Here is a 14,188-nt window from a genome sequence, read left to right as displayed (position 1 = left end):
CAGTTCATTGCAAGAGAATCAAACCTGCTCTGCTGCCCTTGGCTTTTGCACAAAGCCAAATTCGCGCATCAATTGACCTTCTTCACAGCGCTGCACTTCCAGGCTCAAGCCTGGCGTACCAGGCGGGCGCAACTGTAGTTGGCCTGGCGTGCCAGCATCTTCCAGCCACTGCAATAATGCTTCGTCACTGACTGGCTGCTCATCTAGTGTCAGCCAGGGCAGGCATAGCGCCAGGTCGCGGTCATCGAGTTGTGCCAGGGTGTTGCCGCTGCTGAGTTGCAACCTGCCTTGCGGGTCTAGGAAGGCCAGTTCCGGTGTGAAGGACTGTTCGCCATGTTGCAGGGCAAAGCGGCCATCTGCTGTGGTGTTGGTGATATAGGGTGTGGCTTCGAGATCGACGTAGACGCGCTGTGGGCCATTCTGGAAATACCAGCAACCATCTTCACTGCACTGATAGTTACGGGTGATAAAAGCCAGCAGGGCGGTGTTGCGGATAACGTCGCCAGGCAGGTTCAGCGCCTGGCTGCGGTCGTCGCGCATACGCCAGTTGCCACGGGCGTCAAGTGCCAGCCAGCCATAGCAATGCGGTACATTGGGCCATTTGGCCATGGCTGCCTTGACGATTTCATCCATCAGCTATTCGCCTCAAAAAAATTCAGGATTTTTTGTGGTAACCAGTTCAAATGACCTGGCACATTGCCTGCCGCAAAACCAACATGGCCGCCATGCTCAGGGTAATCCAGCGTCACGCACTTGGCTGCCTGGGTGGGTAAATGCCGGGCTGGCAGGAAAGGGTCATTCCTGGCATTCAGTACCAGGGTTGGTACCGTGATGTCGCCCAGTATATGCTTGGCGCTGGCCCTGTGCCAGTAATCATCTGTATCGAGATAACCATGCAGGGGAGCGGTGACGACATTATCGAACTCATACAAGTCCCTGGCTTCCAGCATGGCGGTTTTATTGAACAGGCCAGGGAATTGATCGAGCTTTTTCAGGCACTTGGGTTTCAGGGTCTTCAGGAACATGCGGGTGTAGATCATGTTGAAACCGCTGGACAGCGAAGCACCGCCCTGTGCCAGATCAAGCGGGGCAGAAACCGCACAGGCTGCATTGACGATATCTGCATGATGTTGTGATTCCCCCAGCCAGCGCAACAAGGCATTGCCGCCCAGTGAAACACCTGCTGCATAAAACTTGCCGCCATCGTGCTGGTGATGGAATTGCTGGTACAGGCGCTCTATGATCCAGCCTATCTCTTGCGCATCGCCGGAATGATAAAAGCGCGGTGCCTGGTTCAGCTCGCCTGAGCATCCACGAAAATGCGGTATCGCGCCCGACCAGCCGCGTGCGCGTAAAGCGGCCATCATGGCGCGCGCATAATGGCTGTCGCTGGAACCTTCGAGGCCGTGGAACAGCACCACAAAAGGTTTGCCCGGCTCACCATCCAGAAAATCGATATCGACAAAATCATTATCCGGCGCAGTCCAGCGTTCACGCCGCAAGGGTGTGTGCGGCTTGTTGATAAACAGGGCCGGGTAGATTGTTTGCAGGTGGCCACCTGGTAACCAGCGTGGGGACAAGTATTTCATGTGTTGGTAATCCGGTAGTGCTGGTGACTTAAACGTTGGGACTTAATGCAGGATACTGGCCTTGAACATGTCTAGCGGCGGTTTGCCAGACGCAACCGAGGCATGGTGCATGGTAATGCGCCAGCCACGTGGCGTCTTGACATACACATTGGTGGCGAGGATATGCACATCCTGGTTGCCGTCATTGGGACGCTGGAATTCTTCTACGATGCTGTGTACCGCTGTCAGCATATTGTGGGTGGCATGCAGTTGCAAAGGGCGTATCTGCACGCTGCCACGCTCGAAAATAGCTTCCCATGAACTGCGTATGGCAGCATGGCCTATCAGCCTGGCTGCGCCCGGGTGGATGCAGACTATCTCCTCATCCTCGGCCCACAGCGCCATCATGCCATCCAGGTCAGCACGGCTGAGAGCATCATAAAAGGCCGCCTCAACTTCGTCGGCACTGCCATTCAACTGTTTTTTAGCGGCCATGATGAATTGTGGAGGAGATTAATGGGCTTTGAGCACAACGCCAGCTGCCAGCTTGTATTGCGTGCCGCAATAAGAACAAGTGGCCGTGCCGCCATGCGACAAATCCAGGTAAACGCGCGGATGGGATGACCACAGCGGCATGGCCGGGTTAGGGCAGTGCGCAGGCAAATCCGTGGCTTGCAGTTCGACGATGTTATTGGTTGTAGCTGTGGTGGACATGGAGACTCCATAAATAAAATTGGTGCAGGAAGCATGCGCGCCATGCTGGCGGCGTCGGTTTACTTCCAAATTAGACATTGCAACGGGATTTTAACGGATTCTGGCTCTTCAGAGTGAGCCGAGTGAGAATGCATGCTGTTGGGAGGGAAATTGAGATTTATCAATCTGCTCACAAATCCACCCTCACAGGCAAGCTTCCTGTTTCCCCGTTACAATGATGCACTTTCCCGCTACATCTACACTCTCATGTCATTTGAATCAGACAAGGCCGCGTTCAAGGAAGGTTTGAGAGTAGGTGGGCCAACCTGGTTTGGGGTTGGTGCCTGGGGTCTGGTGGTCGGTATCGCCATGATCAAGGCTGGCCTGACACTGCCACAAGCAATGGGCATGACCCTGCTGGTCTTTGCCGGATCAGCCCAACTCGCCTCCTTACCCCTGATTGCCGCCCATGCACCAGTCTGGGTGATTTTTGCTACCGCGCTGGTGGTGAACCTGCGTTTTTTGATATTTTCTGCCATCCTCGCCCCGCATTTTTCATATCTGCCTGCGCGCACCCGTGCCTGGCTGGGCTTCTTGACGGGCGATATTTCCGTCGGCTTGTTCATGCAGCGCTACCCTGAATTCGGCGATGAAAAAGGCAAGCTGGCCTATCTCAAGGCGCTGGTATTCCCTAACTGGGCAGCATGGCAAATCGGTTCTGTCATTGGTATCTTGCTAGGTAGCCAGGTGCCTACCAGTTGGGGCCTGGGCTTTGCGGGCACGCTGGCCATTCTGTGCATCATGTTGCCCCTCATCATCAACCGCGCCGCCTTTGCCGGTGTCGTCGTGGCAGGCGTTTGCGCCTTGCTGGCAGTGAATTTCCCTTACAAGCTGGGCCTCTTATTGGCTGTGGTGCTGGGCATGGGTACGGCCATGATGCTGGAAGAATACCTGGACGGTAAAAAAGAACCGGTCACCGACAAAAGCAAAGAGGAGCAAGCATGAGCGACTGGGAAATCTGGCTGGTCATCGCCCTCTTGACCCTCGCCACCTTCATCGCCCGCAGCGGCTTCTGGCTGGTCGGCCACCACATCAGCCTGCCCAAGCGAGTGCAAGAAGCCTTGCGCTACGCCCCGGCCTGCGCTTTGGCTGCGATCATCGTGCCTGACTTGTTGCTGACCAATGGCCAGGTCGAAGTGGGTTTGCAAAACCCGCGTTTATTGGCGGGTTTGCTGGCAACGGCTTTCTTTTTGGTGCGCAAGAATATGTTGCAGACGATATTTTTTGGGATGGCGGTGTTTACTTATATTCGGTTGGGGTTGTGAGGAGAGGGGCTATGACCTTGCCTGGTGCCAAGCCTTGTACAGATGTGGCTCGTGTCGAAGCACGGATTGATCATTTATCCAGTTTCTTAATGACGTCATTCCAGCGCGCTTTTAGCTGGAATCCAGGGGCGTTCGTGGCGAACTATTGCGTGAGTTAACTTCAGATTCATAGTGATTGTATATTGGTGTTTTTAAATACCTTCACACGTCATTTAAGATTGCAGGCCGGTGGTAGACCGGCGGCTACTCACTTTTCTTGTCTCGCCAAGAAAAGTAAGCCAAAGAAGGCGACCCAGGCGTCGTCGCCCCCTGAAGGGGGTTCCCGATTGTGCGGTACAAAAAATGGGAAGATCCGAAACTCGCTTCGCTCAGACAGCGGCTCTTCTTTTTCCATTTTCTGTACCGCACAATCGGCGTCGACACATGGGAACTGCGAAAGTCAAAAGCAACCCCAACCCCGCATCTCGTTAATCAACCACATTTAATGCAATTTGAATCTCGGTTGTATTGACGTTGCTTTTGACTTTGGGGTTGTTTTTGACCTTTGTAGTTCCGATGTGTCGATGCCTTTGCTGCGAGGCAGAAAATGGATTAAGAAATGAACGTTGTCTGAGCAAAGCGAGTTTCGGGCATTTCCCATTTTTTGACTTGCAGCAAAGGGAACCCCCTTCAGGGGGCAGCGATGCCTCGGTCGCCTTCTTTGGCTTACTTTTCTTGGCGAGACAAGAAAAGTGAGTAGCTGTCGGGCTACCCCCGACCTGCAATCTTAAATTACGTGCGCAGGCATTTGAAAATAGAGACGTTGAACAATACAAAGCTGATTTAAGTCACGTCACGGCATATTTAAGAACGCCACTAGATTCCTGCCAAAAACAAGCAGGAATGACGTAATTATGGAGCGACTGTGCTGACGTATGGGAACTTTGGCTGTGGCTATTCGTTTCATGTATATAAGTCAATAAGTGCATGCGACGTGAAAATTGGTCGAAAAAGCAATAAAAGCACGAACGTACTGATTGCCCATCAAACCCCATCCATCCCCAATCAAACCCACCCGCAATCCCCAAGCCCAAGTAATTCCATCAAATAAATGCCAAATTATTATCAAATTTCACATTAAACGCGCAAAACCCGCGCAAAACCGTATGGTCTGCAAGCGGGCTTTGGTAAAATAGCGGGCTGAGAACTTATGCAGTAAATATGCTGTAAATTTACTGGCGGAATTCATTGCCCGGCTCTCGCAGGCAATGCGCCACCCTTCAACCTTGCCAACTCCATATCACGATGCAATTCAACCGACTCAGTGACCTGATCGCAGCAAACCAGCTCCAGGGCAAACGTGTTTTCATCCGCGCCGATTTGAACGTTCCCCAGGACGATGACGGCAATATTACCGAAGATACCCGTATCCGCGCCTCGGTGCCAGCGATACAGCAGGCTTTGCAGGCAGGTGCGGCTGTGATGGTGACCTCGCATCTGGGTCGCCCGACTGAGGGTGAATTCAAGGTGGAAGATACACTGGCACCGGTTGCCAAGCGCTTGTCTGAATTGCTGGGTGTGAATGTAGAACTCAAGCAAAACTGGGTTGATGGTGTCGATGTAGCATCTGGCCAGGTGGTCTTGCTGGAAAACTGCCGCGTCAACAAGGGTGAAAAGAAAAACGACGATGCGCTGGCACAAAAAATGGCTGCCCTGTGCGACGTGTATGTGAATGACGCCTTTGGCACTGCCCACCGTGCAGAGGCAACTACCCACGGCATCGCCAAGTTTGCCCCTGTTGCCTGCGCTGGCCCGCTGTTGTCTGCTGAGCTCGATGCGCTGGGCAAGGCCCTGGGTCAACCTGCTCGCCCATTGGTGGCGATTGTTGCTGGCTCCAAGGTATCCAGCAAACTGACTATTTTGAAATCATTGGCTGACAAGGTCGATAACCTCATCGTCGGTGGTGGCATTGCCAATACCTTCATGCTGGCATCCGGTCTCAAGATCGGCAAGTCCCTGGCAGAAGCGGATCTGGTGGAAGAAGCCAAGGCCATCATCGATTTGATGGCCAAGCGCGGTGCGTCTGTACCTATCCCGACTGACGTAGTGTGTGCCAAAGAATTCTCGCCAACCGCAGTGGCAACCGTCAAGGCAGTGGCAGATGTGCAGGACGACGACATGATCCTCGACATCGGCCCGACGACAGCTGCACTGCTGGCAGAGCAAATCAAAAAATCTGGCACGATAGTCTGGAACGGCCCGGTCGGCGTATTTGAATTTGACCAATTCGGCAACGGCACCAAAGTGCTGGCACAGGCGATTGCCGATTCAGCAGGCTTCTCGATTGCTGGCGGTGGCGACACCCTGGCTGCGATTGCCAAGTACAACATTGCTGACAAGGTAGGTTATATCTCGACAGGCGGCGGCGCTTTCCTGGAATTTTTGGAAGGCAAAACCTTGCCCGCAGTAGAAATTTTGTTGCAACGCGCGGTTAAATAATAAAAACAAAACCACTAACCACAGAGGTACAGAGGAAGGAAAGACTGCTTGCAAGCAGTCTTCGTTACGCGGGCGAGTGGCATGCCACTCGAATTCCCCGCTGCACCACAGAGAAAGGCAAAAAAGCTTAAGAGCTTAAAGAGTGCTTTTTAAAAATATTCGCTTTTCTCTGTGACCTTCTGCGACCCCTCGGTGTCTCTGTGGTGAGCTTTTCGGTTTTAACAAGTTTTCAGGTTTTCATCCAAATCAACGCTAAAAATAATATCTAATTTCAGGAGACCAGATGTCACGTGCCACCAAGATTGTTGCCACCATAGGCCCAGCTTCAAATGACTTGGCTACGCTCAAGCGTATGATCCATGCCGGGGTAAATGTGGTGAGGTTGAATTTCTCGCATGGCAAGGCGCAGGATCATATAGACCGGGCCACCATGGTGCGCCAGGCAGCAGCAGAGTGTGGCCGTGAAATCGCCATCATGGCCGATTTGCAAGGTCCAAAAATCCGCATAGGCAAGTTTGAAAATTCCCGCATCAATCTTGAAAACGGCGACAAGTTCATCCTTGATGCAGACTGCACCATGGGTACGCAAGAGCGCGTCGGCCTTGATTACAAGGCCCTGCCGCGTGATGTCAAAAATGGCGACCTGCTTTTGCTCAATGACGGTCTCATCGTGCTCGTCGTTGAAAAAGTCGTTGGCAATGAAATCCATACCATTACAAAAATCGGTGGCGAGCTGTCCAATAACAAGGGTATCAACCGCCAGGGCGGTGGCCTGACAGCACCAGCCTTGACCGGCAAGGACATGGAAGACATCAAGACAGCCATGTCTTTCCAGGCCGATTATGTGGCCGTGTCTTTCCCCAAAAATGCGACTGACATGGAAATGGCAAGGCAACTCTCGAATATCGCGGGTGAGCCTTACAACCACAAACCCATGATGATCGCCAAGATAGAACGTGCAGAAGCGATACCGCTGTTACAAGAGATATTGGATGCCTCTGACGGCATCATGGTGGCCCGTGGTGACCTGGCCGTAGAGGTTGGCAATGCCGCTGTACCAGCCCTGCAAAAACGCATGATCAAGATGGCGCGTGCTTCCAACAAGGTGGCCATTACTGCCACCCAGATGATGGAATCCATGATCGTCAATGCCGTGCCTACCCGTGCTGAAGTGTCCGACGTGGCCAATGCTGTTTTGGACGGCACTGATGCCGTCATGACCTCGGCAGAAACTGCATCAGGCAAATACCCGATAGAAACCGTGGAAGCGATGTCGCTGATTTGCCTGGAAGCTGAAAAATTCCAGGAAAACAAGCTCGATGCCGACTTCCTCAACATGACCTTTACCCGTATCGACCAGTCCATCGCCTATGGTGCGCTGTTCACAGCGCACCACCTGGGCGTGAAAGCCATCGTGGCCCTGACCGAGTCGGGTTCTACTGCCTTGTGGATGAGCCGCCACAGTGTTGACGTGCCGCTGTTTGCATTGACACCGAGTGTAGCTACCCAGCGCAAGGCAGCGCTGTACCGCAATGTCCAGACCTTCAACCTGCCTTACTCTGCTGACAGGGAAGTAGTGTTGAAATCTGCCGAAACCGTCTTGCTCAAAAACGAAGTTGTCGTCAAAGGTGACATGATCGTTGTCACCTGGGGTGAGCCGATGGGGCAGGTGGGCGGCACCAATGCAATGAAAATTGTCAGGGTAGGCGAGAACTGAGCGCCGCTTCAGTATGAAAGTGCGGCAAAGATTTTTTTATAAAGCAATCTGGAGTTAATTATGCCACTCGTATCCATGCGTCAATTGCTGGACCACGCCGCCGAAAACGGTTATGGTCTGCCAGCTTTCAACGTCAACAACCTGGAGCAAGTCACCGCCATCATGCAGGCCGCCGATGAAGTTGGCGCACCTGTCATCATGCAAGCCTCTGCCGGTGCCCGCAAATATGCTGGCGAAGCATTCTTGCGTCATCTGATCGAAGCTGCGGTAGAAGCCTACCCGCACATCCCCGTCGTCATGCACCAGGACCACGGCCAGTCGCCAGCAGTCTGCATGGCTGCGATCAAATCCGGCTTCACTTCGGTGATGATGGATGGTTCGCTGGAAGAAGACGGCAAGAGCGTCGCCAGCTATGAATACAATGTCGAAGTATCGCGTGAAGTGGTCAAGTTTGCCCACTCCATCGGCGTCACGGTAGAAGCAGAATTGGGCGTGCTCGGTTCTCTCGAAACCATGATGGGCGACAAGGAAGACGGCCACGGTGCCGACGGTAAAATGACGCGCGAACAATTGCTGACCGACGTGCAGCAAGCTGCTGACTTCGTCAAGCAAACCCAGTGCGATGCACTGGCAATCGCCATCGGTACTTCCCACGGTGCCTACAAATTCTCACGCAAGCCTACCGGCGACATCCTGGCAATCGACCGCATCAAAGAGATCCACCAACGCATTCCTAACACGCATCTGGTGATGCACGGTTCTTCTTCCGTACCACAAGAACTGCTGGATGAAATTCGTCAGTTCGGTGGTGACATGAAAGAAACCTATGGTGTGCCGGTTGAAGAAATCGTCATCGGCATCCAGAACGGCGTGCGCAAGATCAACATCGACACTGACATCCGCTTGGCAATGACAGGCGCGATCCGTCGTTACATGTTTGAAAATCCATCCAAGTTTGATCCACGTGATTATTTGAAGCCAGCGCGTGAAGCCGCCAAGCTGGTGTGCAAGGCACGTTATCTGTCTTTCGGTTGCGAAGGCCAGGCAGGCAAGATCAAACCTATGGCTTTGGAAAAAGTGGCAGAGCAGTACAAAAAAGGCGCTTTGGCGCAGATCGTCAATTAAGAAATAAGTAAATTTGTTTCCTCATTCCGGTGTGAGCCGGGGTGAGGAAGTTCAGGGTTTAGACAAAATTGTTTTTGACGGTAGTAATCTCGTAGGTTGGGCCGGGCCTCGCTAGGCTACGGTTTACCAGCCCAACACTCGGCGTTTAAATAACGTATACGTTTGTTGAGGCCCAGTGTTGGGCTGATGAAGCGTAGCCCAGCGAGGCCCGGCCCAACCTACGAGAAACTGCATTTGTCCTACCAACAATTCTGTGTAAACCCTATCCAGATCGAAATAAAGAAATCCCTCATGACTACGCAAATCAATTCCACTCTTCATTCCCTGCCTTTGCTGGGCCGTGGCAAGGTACGTGACAATTACGCTGTCGGCGACGACAAGCTGCTCATCGTCACCAGCGACCGCCTGTCCGCATTCGATGTCATCATGAATGAACCCATCCCCGACAAAGGTCGCGTGCTGAACCAGATGGCGAATTTCTGGTTTGAAAAGCTGGGTCACATCGTGCCTAATCACCTGACAGGCGTTGCACCAGAATCCGTGGTATCAGCAGATGAAGTGGCGCAAGTCAAAGGCCGTGCAGTCGTCGCAAAACGCCTGAAACCCATCATGGTAGAAGCCGTGGTACGTGGTTACATCATCGGCTCAGGCTGGAAAGATTATCAAGAGACTGGCGCAATCTGCGGCATACAATTGCCAGCAGGCTTGCCACAGGCTGCCAAGCTGCCAGCACCTATCTTTACCCCGGCTGCCAAGGCAGAAATGGGCGAGCATGATGAAAACATCAGCTATGCAGAAACCGAGCAACGCATAGGTGCAGAACTGGCCGCCAAAATTCGTGACATCAGCATACAGCTCTACACTGAAGCCGCAGAATACGCCGCCACCCGCGGCATCATCATCGCCGACACCAAGTTTGAATTTGGCCTTGATGACAATGGTGTGCTGCACTTGATGGATGAAGTGCTGACTGCTGATTCCTCCCGCTTCTGGCCTGCTGATTCATATGCCACCAGCATTTCGCCACCGTCTTTTGATAAGCAGTTCGTGCGTGATTATCTCGAAACCATCACCAGCTGGAAAAAGACTGCACCAGCGCCAGCCCTGCCAGATGAAGTCGTGCAAAAAACTGCCGCCAAATACCGTGAAGCACTGGAACGCCTGACCGGCGAAAGTCTGAAGGACTGATGATGACTACTACAAATCAAGTCCTTGTCGGCGTCGTCATGGGTTCATCTTCAGACTGGGATGTCATGCAAAACGCCGTCGCCATCCTCAAGGAATTTGGCATAGGCTTTGAAGCCAAGGTTGTTTCGGCCCACCGCATGCCCGATGAAATGTTCACCTATGCAGAAACCGCCCGCGAACGTGGCCTGCGCGCCATTATCGCCGGTGCTGGCGGTGCCGCCCACCTCCCAGGCATGATCGCAGCAAAAACCATCGTGCCAGTACTGGGTGTTCCCGTGCCATCCAAATACCTGCGCGGCGAAGACTCATTGCTGTCCATCGTGCAAATGCCCAAAGGCATACCGGTATCAACCTTCGCGATAGGTGAGGCTGGCGCAGCCAATGCTGCCCTGGCCGCGATTGCGATATTGGCGACAACAGATGATGCACTGGCCGCGAGGTTGATCGAGTTCCGCGAAAAGCAAACGCAAGTTGCACGCGATATGGTGTTGCCGGTTTAGATTTTCGTTGATAGCGGAAGATTTCGCAGGTTGGGCTGACCTTGTAGGTTGGGTTGATCTTGTAGGTTGGGCTACGCTTCAACAGCCCAACATTGGGCCTCAACAAACGTATGCGTTATTTAAACGCCGAGTGTTGGGCTGATAAGGCGTAGCCCAACCTACGATCGCAGCCTAATCAACGAGCACGAACAAATTCGCCTGAATATCCGTATCCCATTTGATTTGTACTATTGTGTACAAACGATTCCTAGTTTGAAATCACTACCATGACCACTCATCCACAGCCCGCACAGCCCCGCCAGCCATTGTTACCCAACACTCCCGCCAGTTGCCTTGGCATCATGGGCGGTGGCCAACTGGGTCGCATGTTTGCCCAGGCGGCGCAAGCCATGGGTTACCAGGTGGCCGTGCTGGAACCTGAAGCGGGCTGTCCAGCAGCGCAAGTGACAGGTCAGCATATCCAGGCTGGTTATGAAAACCACCCTGGCCTGATGGCCCTGGCCAAGCTCAGCAAAGCCGTCACCACAGAATTTGAAAACGTCCCCGCAGAAAGCCTGAAGCTGCTGGCGCAAACCAGCTTTGTCGCCCCGGCTGCAGCTTGCGTCTCCATCGCCCAGGATCGCCTCGCAGAAAAACATTTCTTCACCCGCTGTGGCGCGACCACGCATGTCTATCCGGCACCGCATTGGGGTATCACCAGCCAGGATGATGTTGCCAAGGTCAGTGATGATCTCTTGCCCGGCATCTTGAAAACCGTACGCATGGGCTATGATGGCAAAGGCCAGGTACGCGTGCGTGACCGTGCTGAACTTGCTACTGCTTTCGCTGGCATGAACGGCCAGCATTGCGTGCTGGAAAAAATGCTGCCATTGGCCTATGAAGTTTCTGTCCTCGTCGCCCGTGGTGTCGATGGCGAAGCGGTTGTATACCCGATTGCAGAAAACGTCCACCGCGACGGTATCCTGTTCACTACTATTGCCCCCAGCACCCATGTGTCGGCAGATGTCGCCAGCAAGGCGCAAGCCGCCGCTCTGCACATCGTTGCAGAGATGGGCTATGTCGGCGTACTCTGCATAGAATTTTTCGTACTCAAGGATGGCAGTCTGGTCGTCAATGAAATGGCACCACGCCCGCACAATAGCGGCCACTACACGATTGATGCCTGCATCACCAGCCAGTTTGAGCAACAGGTCAGGGCACTCGCGCAATTGCCGCTGGGCGATGTGCGCCAGCATTCACCAGCCGCCATGCTCAATATCCTCGGTGATGTCTGGTATGAAGGCGACACCGACACCATGCGCGAACCCGCATGGGATCAGGTGCTGGCCATCCCCGGCGCACACCTGCACCTGTATGGCAAGGCAGAAGCCCGCCGCGCCCGCAAGATGGGCCACGTCACCTTCGTCGCAACTACGATGGCAGAAGCGCAGGGCAACCTGGGCAAAGCCTGCGACATACTTGGCATAGCAGCACCGGAGTGGGCATGAAGTCGCAAGCCAGTACACCTGAGGCAATCGCACAAGCAGCACAAGCACTGGAAAGCGGCCAACTGGTCGCTTTTCCGACCGAGACCGTCTATGGCCTGGGTGCCGATGCAGAAAACCCAGTTGCCGTCGCCAATATCTATGCCGCCAAGGGCAGGCCATCGAATCATCCTGTGATTGTCCACGTTGCCCCCGGTGCTGACATCAGCTACTGGGCCAAGGACATACCTGCAGAAGCGCACCAGCTCATCGCCGCCTTCTGGCCCGGTCCGCTGACCCTGATTTTAAAACGCGCCAACCATATACCGGATGCCGTCTCAGGCGGGCAAGACACCGTCGGCATACGCTGCCCATCCCACCCTGTGGCACAAGAACTCTTGCGCGCCTTCAAGGCAGGCAAGGGCGGTGTGGCTGCGCCATCGGCCAATAAATTCGGCCACGTCAGCCCCACCATGGCAGCGCACGTAGAAGAAGAATTCGAGCAAGAGATACAGCCTGGTGGCCTCATCGCCAGCATACTTGACGGTGGCCAGAGCGATGTCGGCATAGAATCCACCATAGTCGATCTCAGCCGCCTCGCCACCCACGGCCCCGTGCTGCTACGCCCTGGTCACATCACTGTCGCCCAGATGGCTGCCGTGCTGGGCACCACGCCAGCAGCACCAGACGCCGCAGCCCCACGCGCATCCGGCACTCTCGACGCCCACTACGCACCCCACACGCCAGTGATTTTGGTCGAAGCCGCAGAACTCGACGACACAGTGAATCGCCTGCACGCCAAAAACAAAAAACTCGCCCTCATGAGCTACCAAGCCCACCCCGCCATTCACGCAGAAGCCTGGCGCCACCTGCCCGCCGACCCGGTAGGCTATGCCCACGACCTGTATGCCGGTTTGCGTGAACTTGATCATGCCCATGCAGATTTGATTTTGGTAGAAGCCCTGCCGCAAGACAAAGACTGGCAAGGCGTGAACGACCGCCTGCGCCGGGCAGCATTTGACTCACGTGATATTTTGAAAGCTTTACTTGACAATGACTGACCAGAAAAAAGCCAGCCAACTGGCGCAAGAAGGTTTGGCCCTGTGGGAAAAATCCGAGCTGGAACTGGCCGCACAAAAAACAGAAGAAGCAATCGCCCTTGCTGACCAAGGCAATTGGACTGTGCCCGATTATCATGGCCAACTGGCGGGTATCCATGCGCAGGCAGGCCAGAGCGATAAAGCCCGACTGCACTACGAGCAAGCGCTTTCTCTTCAATTGCAGGATGGTGAAACAGAAAGCAGCATCACCATCATCACGAGCAGATATTTCCTGGCAATGCATTTGCTGGGAATGAATCTTGCGAACGAAGCATTGAACGTGCTGCAGCCTTCTTTGCAAGCCGCTCCTGCCCACTGGTTGAACTGCATTGCCCATGCTCATGTCTTGCACGCATTGCACAAATTTACAGAAGCAAAAGATGCGGCGCAATTAGCGATCAAGAATGCGCCTTCGGCAGAAAAGGCTGAGCAGTTGAGAGACACTTTGAAAGTGGTGCTTTCAGGTACTTGATTGTGAAAGCACATCATGAATACCGCGTAGGTGGGATGACGTTTCGCTATTCATACCTACGCTTGCTGTAACTTGTATTTCGCCAGACTGGCAATCACAAGTGCCAGCAGCACAACACCATCCACCATGACGACACGGCCTATGGCGGCGTTATATCCGCCGACGATCATCGCAATTGCCAGGAACGAGACTACGCTGACCAGCCCGGTACTCAGGGCGAGCCACTGCAATTCGGACCTTGCCGCAGCCAACAACATGAATACGCCAGACAAGCCGAACAACACGGCCCGGTGGCGCAGCAAGATCTCTGCATCAGGGCCGTCTATACTGATCCCGTACAAGGCAGCAAGCTGCGCCTGTCCAAGGCAACCGGCAACAGGTGCCAAGTGCACCAAGCCGGCCACAACCAGACCTGCCGAAACAACATAAGAAAGTGAAAAAGTCATGACCCTGCCCTCTGCAAATATAGCAACGATCATAGACGCATCACAAGATTTGGCAATTACCTGAGAGGTAAAATCAAATCGGAAAATTGTTAGTCTGTGTAGGTACGATTAGC

Annotated in this window: 15 protein-coding genes; 10 read left to right on the top strand and 5 right to left on the bottom strand. The window is 53.8% G+C overall.

From position 1 onward, the window contains the following. Nucleotides 1–18: 18 nt before the first annotated feature. From AC07OI_RS18575 to AC07OI_RS18560, 4 genes are read right to left on the bottom strand one after another with little or no spacing between them, the layout of a single operon-like run. Entirely contained in the window at nucleotides 19–633 is a 615-nt protein-coding gene (locus tag AC07OI_RS18575) for a DUF2946 family protein (RefSeq protein WP_495258232.1), read from the bottom strand. Beyond that, on the bottom strand, nucleotides 633–1,589 hold the full coding sequence (locus AC07OI_RS18570) for a YheT family hydrolase (protein ID WP_495258231.1): 957 nt from the start codon (nucleotides 1,587–1,589) through the stop codon (nucleotides 633–635). The genes AC07OI_RS18575 and AC07OI_RS18570 overlap by 1 nt, the downstream gene beginning before the upstream one ends. A 42-nt stretch (nucleotides 1,590–1,631) precedes the next feature. Further along, a complete protein-coding gene (locus tag AC07OI_RS18565) occupies nucleotides 1,632–2,063 on the bottom strand; it encodes a YybH family protein (RefSeq protein WP_492700996.1) in 432 nt (143 codons plus the stop codon). An 18-nt stretch (nucleotides 2,064–2,081) separates the two neighbouring features. After that, on the bottom strand, nucleotides 2,082–2,282 hold the full coding sequence (locus tag AC07OI_RS18560; protein ID WP_492700994.1) for a zinc-finger domain-containing protein: 201 nt from the start codon (nucleotides 2,280–2,282) through the stop codon (nucleotides 2,082–2,084). Nucleotides 2,283–2,432: 150 nt separating this feature from the next. Between AC07OI_RS18560 and AC07OI_RS18555 the strand changes: the two genes are divergently transcribed. The 10 genes from AC07OI_RS18555 to AC07OI_RS18510 all read left to right on the top strand — a co-directional run bounded on the left by AC07OI_RS18555 (nucleotide 2,433) and on the right by AC07OI_RS18510 (nucleotide 13,629). Next, nucleotides 2,433–3,266, top strand: a complete 834-nt coding sequence (locus AC07OI_RS18555; RefSeq protein WP_495258230.1) for an AzlC family ABC transporter permease — start codon at nucleotides 2,433–2,435, stop codon at nucleotides 3,264–3,266. Beyond that, nucleotides 3,263–3,586 carry an AzlD domain-containing protein gene (locus tag AC07OI_RS18550; protein WP_110256735.1) on the top strand — a complete coding sequence of 108 codons (324 nt, stop codon included), beginning with the start codon at nucleotides 3,263–3,265 and terminating at the stop codon, nucleotides 3,584–3,586. Before AC07OI_RS18555 ends, AC07OI_RS18550 begins: the two co-directional genes overlap by 4 nt. A 1,284-nt stretch (nucleotides 3,587–4,870) precedes the next feature. Continuing rightward, nucleotides 4,871–6,064: a phosphoglycerate kinase gene (locus AC07OI_RS18545; protein ID WP_495258228.1), complete on the top strand. Its 1,194-nt coding sequence runs from the start codon at nucleotides 4,871–4,873 to the stop codon at nucleotides 6,062–6,064. Between the two features lie 283 nt (nucleotides 6,065–6,347). Then, complete coding sequence (gene pyk, locus AC07OI_RS18540; protein WP_495258227.1) at nucleotides 6,348–7,781, top strand: pyruvate kinase; 1,434 nt, start codon at nucleotides 6,348–6,350, stop codon at nucleotides 7,779–7,781. A gap of 60 nt (nucleotides 7,782–7,841) precedes the next feature. After that, on the top strand, nucleotides 7,842–8,906 hold the full coding sequence (fba, locus tag AC07OI_RS18535; protein WP_110256738.1) for a class II fructose-bisphosphate aldolase: 1,065 nt from the start codon (nucleotides 7,842–7,844) through the stop codon (nucleotides 8,904–8,906). A gap of 291 nt (nucleotides 8,907–9,197) precedes the next feature. Then, nucleotides 9,198–10,094 carry a phosphoribosylaminoimidazolesuccinocarboxamide synthase gene (locus AC07OI_RS18530; RefSeq protein ID WP_495258226.1) on the top strand — a complete coding sequence of 299 codons (897 nt, stop codon included), beginning with the start codon at nucleotides 9,198–9,200 and terminating at the stop codon, nucleotides 10,092–10,094. Nucleotides 10,095–10,096: 2 nt separating this feature from the next. Beyond that, nucleotides 10,097–10,594 (top strand): 5-(carboxyamino)imidazole ribonucleotide mutase, encoded by a 498-nt coding sequence (gene purE / locus AC07OI_RS18525; protein WP_495258431.1) that lies wholly within the window; start codon nucleotides 10,097–10,099, stop codon nucleotides 10,592–10,594. A gap of 266 nt (nucleotides 10,595–10,860) precedes the next feature. After that, complete coding sequence (locus tag AC07OI_RS18520) at nucleotides 10,861–12,081, top strand: 5-(carboxyamino)imidazole ribonucleotide synthase (RefSeq protein WP_495258225.1); 1,221 nt, start codon at nucleotides 10,861–10,863, stop codon at nucleotides 12,079–12,081. After that, nucleotides 12,078–13,118, top strand: a complete 1,041-nt coding sequence (locus tag AC07OI_RS18515; RefSeq protein WP_495258224.1) for an L-threonylcarbamoyladenylate synthase — start codon at nucleotides 12,078–12,080, stop codon at nucleotides 13,116–13,118. Before AC07OI_RS18520 ends, AC07OI_RS18515 begins: the two co-directional genes overlap by 4 nt. Next, nucleotides 13,111–13,629, top strand: coding sequence for a hypothetical protein (locus AC07OI_RS18510; protein WP_495258223.1), 519 nt, complete (start codon nucleotides 13,111–13,113; stop codon nucleotides 13,627–13,629). Before AC07OI_RS18515 ends, AC07OI_RS18510 begins: the two co-directional genes overlap by 8 nt. A gap of 56 nt (nucleotides 13,630–13,685) precedes the next feature. Here AC07OI_RS18510 and AC07OI_RS18505 read toward each other — a convergent pair whose 3' ends face one another. Then, the gene (locus tag AC07OI_RS18505) at nucleotides 13,686–14,075 is read right to left on the bottom strand and encodes a phosphopantetheine adenylyltransferase (RefSeq protein ID WP_495258222.1); all 390 of its coding nucleotides are present in this window, start codon (nucleotides 14,073–14,075) and stop codon (nucleotides 13,686–13,688) included. Nucleotides 14,076–14,188 lie beyond the last annotated feature (113 nt).

The sequence above is a fragment of the Undibacterium sp. GW821-FHT07F11 genome, from assembly GCF_059418665.1.
The sequence above is the reverse complement of the archived record's forward strand: the minus strand, read 5'-3'. Positions and strand labels throughout refer to the sequence as shown.

Excerpts from the sequence above, each read along its gene's own strand:
- AC07OI_RS18575 (WP_495258232.1), bottom strand. The coding sequence starts at position 633 with ATGGATGAAATCGTCAAGGCAGCCATGGCCAAATGGCCCAATGTACCG.
- AC07OI_RS18570 (WP_495258231.1), bottom strand. The coding sequence starts at position 1,589 with ATGAAATACTTGTCCCCACGCTGGTTACCAGGTGGCCACCTGCAAACA.
- AC07OI_RS18565 (WP_492700996.1), bottom strand. The coding sequence starts at position 2,063 with ATGGCCGCTAAAAAACAGTTGAATGGCAGTGCCGACGAAGTTGAGGCG.
- AC07OI_RS18560 (WP_492700994.1), bottom strand. The coding sequence starts at position 2,282 with ATGTCCACCACAGCTACAACCAATAACATCGTCGAACTGCAAGCCACG.
- AC07OI_RS18550 (WP_110256735.1), top strand. The coding sequence starts at position 3,263 with ATGAGCGACTGGGAAATCTGGCTGGTCATCGCCCTCTTGACCCTCGCC.
- AC07OI_RS18545 (WP_495258228.1), top strand. The coding sequence starts at position 4,871 with ATGCAATTCAACCGACTCAGTGACCTGATCGCAGCAAACCAGCTCCAG.
- pyk (WP_495258227.1), top strand. The coding sequence starts at position 6,348 with ATGTCACGTGCCACCAAGATTGTTGCCACCATAGGCCCAGCTTCAAAT.
- fba (WP_110256738.1), top strand. The coding sequence starts at position 7,842 with ATGCCACTCGTATCCATGCGTCAATTGCTGGACCACGCCGCCGAAAAC.
- AC07OI_RS18530 (WP_495258226.1), top strand. The coding sequence starts at position 9,198 with ATGACTACGCAAATCAATTCCACTCTTCATTCCCTGCCTTTGCTGGGC.
- purE (WP_495258431.1), top strand. The coding sequence starts at position 10,097 with ATGACTACTACAAATCAAGTCCTTGTCGGCGTCGTCATGGGTTCATCT.
- AC07OI_RS18520 (WP_495258225.1), top strand. The coding sequence starts at position 10,861 with ATGACCACTCATCCACAGCCCGCACAGCCCCGCCAGCCATTGTTACCC.
- AC07OI_RS18515 (WP_495258224.1), top strand. The coding sequence starts at position 12,078 with ATGAAGTCGCAAGCCAGTACACCTGAGGCAATCGCACAAGCAGCACAA.
- AC07OI_RS18510 (WP_495258223.1), top strand. The coding sequence starts at position 13,111 with ATGACTGACCAGAAAAAAGCCAGCCAACTGGCGCAAGAAGGTTTGGCC.
- AC07OI_RS18505 (WP_495258222.1), bottom strand. The coding sequence starts at position 14,075 with ATGACTTTTTCACTTTCTTATGTTGTTTCGGCAGGTCTGGTTGTGGCC.